Below are 7,330 nucleotides of genomic sequence, written 5' to 3'. Positions count from 1 at the left end.
GAATTAATCCTGCGTTGCTGCCTGCCTTGTGGGTGGCCGGATGGCCGTGGAACGGGTGGCCGGATCATCGTGGAATCAGTGGCCGGATGTTCATGGAATGGGTGGCCGGATGCCCGTGGAATCCGCACCATTCCCTGACGACGTTGTTGTAAGTGGCTATGCCCACCGGTATCGAGAGGTTGTTCAGCACTTCCCCTACTGCAACGGATACGCGCTTGCAGGCCTCATGAGCGGTGATTCGTTTGTCTGCATCAGGTTGGGCTGGGACTGGCCCGAATTTACTGGCCATTGAAGAGCTTTCGTCACCGAGCAGATAGAAACACGTGTCAATTGACTCGCCTTCCGTCGTTTTGGTGAAGAGCTTCTCCTCGCCGAGGGGATACCGCCACAAAGCACGGGTGTTAAGTTTGCCTTCGGTTGTGCGTCGAGTTTCGCTTTTGGTGACCGTTTCGATCATGTCCTCAAACGTCAAGGACAACATCGCAGCGGTCTTTTGAGCCCCTGCTCGAAGGTGTGCGCGATTCTGAATAGAGCCTCCCGTCTTCGACTGGCGTAACTCCTGCATTTCATTTGCGTTATCGGGTTGATACCCTCCTCCCGATTTCGATAGTGCTTTGTTGTTCGCGCTGAGGACCTCTTCGAGGCCTTTACCGAACGGTCCCAATTCGTTCGACGATGCGTTCAAGACCTGATCGATCGTGCTGCTCAAATCCCCCTTGGATGGCTGAGGCTCTCCATTGCCATTGCCATTGCCATCGCCGTTTTCGCTGGACTTGGGCTTGTCAGGTGAATTGTCTTTTGCAAATTTCAGCAAAGCGACTATACGGTCTGCTGCATCACAGGCACCTTGTGAACTTCCCGCGTGACAACCATCGAGTGCTATTTGCTTTACCTGGCCAACAAGGTTGGCCCCGAAGGTGTCGACTGCGAGGGCCCTGTACGCTTTGGCGAACTCCGTCAAGCAGTCCTGATTGAGCAACTCACTGCGTAGCTCGGTGACAAGCCAGCTGGCCAAAATCGACGGCGGCGTTTCCTGCGCCAATTCAGGCCCACGAAACACACCTTTTGCCTTCAAAATGCGAATTGCTGCGTGAATCTTTTGGTTGGCTCCAGGGTATTTGGACTTACCTAAGAGCTCGCCACGTGGGTCCTCCAGAATGTTGAACAAGTCGCCGGCGATGCCAGGTTTCATTGGTACAGAAAAATCGGTATGCAGTCCGTGGCAAATAATCTCGTGAGAGATCAGTCCATCGATCAGTACAACGTCTTCTTCTGACCCCAATGCAGCCATCTTCGGAAGCTTCATGACCAAGCCACCAGGAGTGGTTGAGTCGGGGCCAATTGAAGCTGTGCTGATGTGGGCCCAAACTATGCGTACTTTCCGTCCTGCCCTGTTCGCTTCCGCGATGAGCATGTGGGTGTACAAGTACAGATGGCGCATTGAGAGTTTTGACGCGGACGGCAATGCTTCGAAATGACCCATGGTGAATCTCCCTTCGTTGAAATTGCGGCATCCAGGATGCGAATGCCTTACACGAAGGGATGCGTGACACGGGGTTAGAAACAGATCTTCAGTCTGGTTTTGGAGCCAAGCCGTGCTGTGCAAACTGAATACGAACGGCGTCCATCACGTCTGCAAGCAATGCCTCAGTGTCTACGGCCGGTATGCTTGATTGCACAACATGCGGAATCGGGGTGGAGGCTGGATTCAAAGCGGGCTTATTGGCTCGGTGGAGCGCGACGAAATTCTCGACGAGCTCTCTGAGCAAAGCTGATGGTGTCATGCCCGGGCGCTGCCCGTCGGCCAACGATGAGACGATTTGCAGAAATTCTTCTTCAGTCGACCTGCTCACCCGTGTGGAGAGTGGTTGGTCTGCACTTTCTCGACCGGCAAAATTAATTGACTCTGCTCGGGCTAGGTATGGCTCCAGAATAGGCGCCATCAGTAACCGAACTTCTTCGTCGTCTGGATACTGGAAGCACTGCGTTTTGAGTTTCCGACTAAGAAACCCGAGCAGCACAGGCGACGCCTCCACGGCGCGAATACGCCGCAACTCATCAACAGCATCGTTCGCGTACTTTAAAACGGTTGGTTGGCTGAGCACATACGAACGACCGATTTCTCGAGACATCTGACCCGATAAAAGCCGCTCATAAATGGCTACCTTGATAGCCAGTGGTGTTGATTTGGCGCCCAAGCTATTCCCCTTTTATTGCTTCGCCGGAATGAGCCCGGCGTCAATTGCGCCCTGTTCAATTTCCGACCTTCCAAGGGTAACACCCCAGAAAAGCATCCTAGCAGATCCTGATTGCCTATCCCCGTCGATATCCAGATTGCCAAAGCCTCGGGCCTCAGCATCCAGCTCAGCCAGACGGAATCCATCCGAGCAGGTAGAAAGAAGCCTCAAGCGGTCCGACGCAGGCTGTTGGATCGGTTTTGTCAGGTACATGACGAAATACCCTTTTCCGCCTTTGCGGGCGAGCCGACCGCGGAGTTGGTGTAGCTGAGAAACACCAAAGTTCTCAGCATTTACGGCCACCGCCAAACGAAGGTTCGGAAAGGTCACCCCGACCTCAATGACTGTCGAAGCTACCAGCAACTTGATTCCGTTTTCCTTCATCAACCGAATAGTATTGGTTTTTACTTCTTCAGGCAGGCCGCCGTGGATCATTCCAACGTTGTCCCCCAAGACCCGCCGAAAACGTTCATAGGCTGCTTCAACAGAGTGATGTGAAGCGTCAGCGTCTCCGTTGACCACTGGGTAAATGAATGCCGCCTGCCCGCCTCCCTTGATAATTTCCATCACGAAGTCATTCAACTTTTCACGGGCTTTGACTGTGATGATTCTTGAGGTGATTTTTCGCTCTACTGGGGCCTGGGCGAGGATCGAGATCGGCATGCCCCCTAGCTTAACCAAAGCAACGGTACGAGGAATGGCAGTTGCAGTCGCCTCAAGAAAATTGGTGTGTGGAGCCAGCAACTTCTTCCTCTGGGTTACTGAAAATTTATGCTGCTCGTCCGCGATGACCAAATCGAAGACAACGCCCTCTTTTTTTGCGGCCGAGAGTACAGCTGTCGTGCCAACAATAATTCCGGACGAGATATCGACCTTGGCTTTGCTGGTGTATTTTTTGACAGGGATTTCAAAAAACAAACCTGAAAGCTCGCTGGCCAGCTGATCAACTAGAATTTGACTTGGTGCAATGATCGCGACCCGGGCGCCTGCCAAGTGACTTGCTGCTGCCGGAACCATAAATGTGAACGATTTTCCCGTCCCCACATCACCCGACAGAATCCGCTCCATCGGGAATGGGGAGCGTAGGTCCGCCACGATTTCATCAATAGCTCGCAGTTGATCAGTTGTGGGTGTGAACGGTGCTCTGTGAATGAGGTCGGCGACTTGGTCACGATCAATGCGCAACAACGAGCCCTTAACCGCTGGCTTCGATCGGTTGGCGATAACCTTGTTAACCAATGCTTTCACTGACAGCGTCTTGGCCAGCTCGATTGCTTCCAGACCTTCACGCACTGAAAGAGGTGTGTGCAGTGTCCGCAACAAGGTAGCCGGGTCGGAAATCCCGGTGAATTTTGCGAAATCGTCTTCATGCATCAGCGCCTGCTCGAGAAGTAGGCACGCAGCTTCGTTGATATGTGGAAGCGCCTTGCCAATGCTTTCGGTGAGCAGTTCTGCACTCACCTGGTTGGTTCTACCCTGGTAAATAGGAACAACCCTTCCACTATCCTCAGCAGCGACCAGCGTTGGATTGGACAAACTCAGGCGGCCGTCGAAGGTAGTCAGTTCGCCGTAAAGATTCACCACTGTCCCAAGCTCAGGATTCAACCAGCTTTCGATCGCTGGTTTTCCAATCACATTGATCTGAACCCTTTCGCCACGGGCGTCAGCTGCCCGGAGGACTGCTCGAAAAGCTCCCTTAAGTTCGTCAATAACCTTTCCTTGCCGCGTGTAGATTGATCGCTCAATGAGCGTCAGTGCGAGGTAGTGCGACTCGCCAGTGTTGGGTAAGGGCAAAACCTCGATCGGATCGTGGTAGTCATGAAAAGCCTTCGGCACGGTGAGGAGGCACTCGGGGAGCGAGGAGAATCCCAATCTGGTTAGCCTGCCGATGTCTTCATTGATCATGCTGAGCATTCGTTGGTGTGATAATCAAATGTTATTTCACGCGTAGCAATAAGACAACCAGTGGTCATTTTAAATCTCTTTCACGCGTGTACAGAAAATAAAAAACCCCAGGCAATGATGCCTGGGGTTGCTGGGTTTTGATCAATGTGACACACGCGACGATCCGTTTTGATCAGTGATCACGCGTACGTTATCGCCTTTGACGAACGGTTCATCCGAGTCCTTCACCTGCGTTACCGCCTGAAAGTCGTTTTCTGCCAGTTTCACGGTGATTTCGATGCCGTCCGCGTCATGGAGCTTCTTGTCGGCGATGGAGCCTACAGCGGCGCCTACAGCACCAGCCACGACCATCACCGCCAGTTGACCAAGACCCCCGCCGCCATTACTGCCTGCGATTGCGCCAAGTGCTCCGCCGGCGATACCGCCCAGAGGACTTGCTTTACCGTTGATCTTGACTTCGCGAATCGTTTCGACAACGCCGAGTTCCACCTTCATTTTTTTTCCAGCGGTGGCTTCGTTGTAGTCACGACTGGTCATGTTGTTTGCGCAGCCACTCATCAGAGTGATGGAGATAATCAAAGCCATAGCTACGATGCGTTTCATAGATTTTAGTCTCTCTAATCAGAATTAGTGTTTAGTTTTTAAGTTTGAGCAACGACGCCCAAAAATGAATGCGATAAGTAGTGAAGTACCGATACACACGGAAACGAGCGAGAGAAACCATTCAAAATCGTACTGAATGGATCCACCAATCATTGCCATGAGGTAAAAAAGGATTTCCATAGGGGTTCCTGTTGGGTTCGCCTTTCAAAAGGATATGACGGACACGCATTTGTATTTTTTGCCCCAATGATGCGAATCGACCTTAAGCGTCGATTACATGTGCATGTGGATCATCACTCAGCACTATGGAATCCATAACAGGTCGTTACCATGAAAAGGCTGATCGGCGGTCAACCGCTTTACACCAAGAATGAGTTCAGTTTCTCAAACGCGACTGTGCTGTGCGTGGGCAACAGCGGTAAGTCGATTACCTATCAAATACGTAGCGAGCACGGAAACATTGGTGTTCTAAAAGACTATGAAATTGAAGAGCACTTCAATCTTCGGTCGATGGATCAAGATTCAGCCGTCGAACCGATCGTTGCCTCTACTCGCGAAGGCTTTTCCTTAACCGTTAATGCAGCGCATGCCGAAAACATAAAAAATTTGGTTCCATCAGATCTATTCTACCTTGAAGCTAGTGACTCGGTCGTAACCTTCAATGTAAGTCGTAATGAATGGAATCGATTCTCCGAGCTGCTTTCACTCTGAGTGATATACGTTAACGAAATTCAAACCGGCCATTGCGCCGGTTTTTTTGTCAAAAAAAAACGCCTCTTAGAGGCGTTTTTTGTTTTCCTTAGTTTGCCTTTTTCCCATCCATCATTTTCGTAACATCTGTTTGTAATTTGTCCACATTTGGTAATACAGTCGCAGCCATAATGTCTGATACGAATTCAGAAAGGTCGAGCTTGGAAAAGTCTACCCTTTGGAACTCGTCGACTGTAAATCCTCCGCAGCTCGGGCTTTCAGGAGTACCCCACCCTTTTCCAATCTGGGGCTTACCTTGTTCGTTAATAATTTTTGCAAGCTTCGAGTTATAACAGCAATATGATTCAGTTGTTTCCAGGCACGCCCCCATCACTTTTTTAGAGCAGTAGCTACCGACTAAGTGACATAGGTTTGCCCCACGATGCATACCGAGTTTTTGCTCTTCCGGTTCGCACGATCGTAATTCCATTACTACCTGAATCGCGACGGCAATGGCGAAGCTGTATGGGTCAAAATAAAAGCCGCCACCCAAGCCATAAACAGGGCCGCCAAGTAAACCTGTTGCGGGGACTGCACCGAATGTATAGGTCAATCCATAAATACCGATTTGGAAGTCGGCACCTGCCGCATGCTCCAGCCCAAAAGCTTTGGAGCCGCTTTGAATCCAAGCTGAATTGTCATAAGCAAAATCGTACATGTATTTCGCACCATATTGCACGGCACCCATGCCAACGCTTCCGACTACGGTACCCAAGATCGAGTTGTTGTTTTCTGCCCCGCCGCTCTTCACGCAGCAGTTTTTGATACCGCCATACCCTTTTCTGCAACTCTCCGCGACACCATCAAAAAGGTTGCCATTAGAACCATATATCCCAGCTTCCCTTGCTGCTTCCTGCGCAGCTACAGCCTTGGCAAAATCCGTGTCGCTGGGATACCCAGTATCCCAACATACTCCCTGGTAGCAGGATGTTTTGGTGCTGCAATCTTCTGTCGTAGTCGTGGTGCCTTTCTGAGTGATGCAGCTGTAGGTCACTTGCTTCATTACACAACCGATTGGATCAGTGCTTTCGAGGCACGATTCATTGATTTTTTTACAACCTTTATCAATGAACTGCTGGCAGTCATTTTGTTTATTTGGATTGATGCAAGAGTAATCATCTTTATACCGCCAGCACGATTTGTAGACTGGCAAACCATTAATGACCCGAGTTTCTGGCCCTTCCACACAAGTGTGCGCAGCCAAGTAACAAAGTGGATTGTCCGCATACGATTGGCACTGACTAGTGTCAAGCACGTCTTTGGTAACTGTGTACGTGTTGTCCAGCTTAATCGTGTTAGCGGGCGGTGGAGTACCAGGATTATCACACCGGTAAGTTCGCTGTTCTGTCAGGCACACGCCGTTCCATGATGAAGCTATGCATGATGTCGAGGTTTGCCAGCAACCAGCTACTTTAGAGATGGCCGCGCAATAATCGACAGATTGTGGTTTCAAACATTGATAGGTGGATGTATATCTCCAGCAGCTTTGGTAGATCATGCTACCCGAAATGTTACGCGTTTCTGCACCTTCAACACATGACTGACTTATTATTCGGCAATCTGCTGCAAAACTAGATAGGCAGATTCCGAAAACAAGTAGGAGAATTCCGAACACGCGCCTTGCAATATACATTGTCATACCGGGCCAGAAAGAGCTTTTGATTGTAAACACCTTAAACCCTCCTTTTATTAGGTTCGGTTCTGCAAAGCTAAGGAAACTCTGAAAAAGACTTTCTGATTTGGCAAAATACCGCGACCCCACCCACCGAGTTTCCCGATGAAGCAGATGACCTTCGCCGACGCCGAGTACGCTGGCAAGCGCAAGCAAACCCGCA

At 50.5% G+C, this 7,330-nt stretch carries 6 protein-coding genes; 1 reads left to right on the top strand and 5 read right to left on the bottom strand.

What is annotated here, in order from left to right:
• Nucleotides 1-64: 64 nt before the first annotated feature.
• From JFT66_RS29485 to JFT66_RS29470, 4 genes are all read right to left on the bottom strand, one after another.
• Nucleotides 65-1,483, bottom strand: a complete 1,419-nt coding sequence (locus JFT66_RS29485) for a hypothetical protein (RefSeq protein WP_198860624.1) — start codon at nucleotides 1,481-1,483, stop codon at nucleotides 65-67.
• 88 nt (nucleotides 1,484-1,571) lie between these two features.
• Nucleotides 1,572-2,198, bottom strand: coding sequence for a hypothetical protein (locus JFT66_RS29480; protein ID WP_198822872.1), 627 nt, complete (start codon nucleotides 2,196-2,198; stop codon nucleotides 1,572-1,574).
• 12 nt (nucleotides 2,199-2,210) lie between these two features.
• Entirely contained in the window at nucleotides 2,211-4,142 is a 1,932-nt protein-coding gene (locus JFT66_RS29475; RefSeq protein ID WP_198860623.1) for a helicase-related protein, read from the bottom strand.
• Between the two features lie 141 nt (nucleotides 4,143-4,283).
• Nucleotides 4,284-4,745 (bottom strand): hypothetical protein, encoded by a 462-nt coding sequence (locus JFT66_RS29470; RefSeq protein WP_198860622.1) that lies wholly within the window; start codon nucleotides 4,743-4,745, stop codon nucleotides 4,284-4,286.
• A gap of 330 nt (nucleotides 4,746-5,075) precedes the next feature.
• Between JFT66_RS29470 and JFT66_RS29465 the strand changes: the two genes are divergently transcribed.
• Nucleotides 5,076-5,456: a hypothetical protein gene (locus JFT66_RS29465; RefSeq protein ID WP_198860621.1), complete on the top strand. Its 381-nt coding sequence runs from the start codon at nucleotides 5,076-5,078 to the stop codon at nucleotides 5,454-5,456.
• Nucleotides 5,457-5,544: 88 nt separating this feature from the next.
• On the opposite strand, the gene JFT66_RS29460 is transcribed toward JFT66_RS29465, so the two are convergent.
• The coding region (locus JFT66_RS29460) for a conjugal transfer protein TraN (protein WP_198860620.1) at nucleotides 5,545-7,330 on the bottom strand (1,786 nt) is incomplete at its 5' end.

The organism is Pseudomonas sp. MF6755 (genome assembly GCF_016405635.1).
GTDB lineage: Bacteria > Pseudomonadota > Gammaproteobacteria > Pseudomonadales > Pseudomonadaceae > Aquipseudomonas > Aquipseudomonas haemolytica.
Note: the sequence above shows the minus strand (reverse complement) of the source record. Positions and strands in the feature narration are given on the sequence as shown.

Bases quoted from the DNA above. Each gene is read 5' to 3' on its own strand.
- JFT66_RS29485 (WP_198860624.1), bottom strand. From the start codon at position 1,483: ATGGGTCATTTCGAAGCATTGCCGTCCGCGTCAAAACTCTCAATGCGC.
- JFT66_RS29475 (WP_198860623.1), bottom strand. From the start codon at position 4,142: ATGATCAATGAAGACATCGGCAGGCTAACCAGATTGGGATTCTCCTCG.
- JFT66_RS29470 (WP_198860622.1), bottom strand. From the start codon at position 4,745: ATGAAACGCATCGTAGCTATGGCTTTGATTATCTCCATCACTCTGATG.
- JFT66_RS29465 (WP_198860621.1), top strand. From the start codon at position 5,076: ATGAAAAGGCTGATCGGCGGTCAACCGCTTTACACCAAGAATGAGTTC.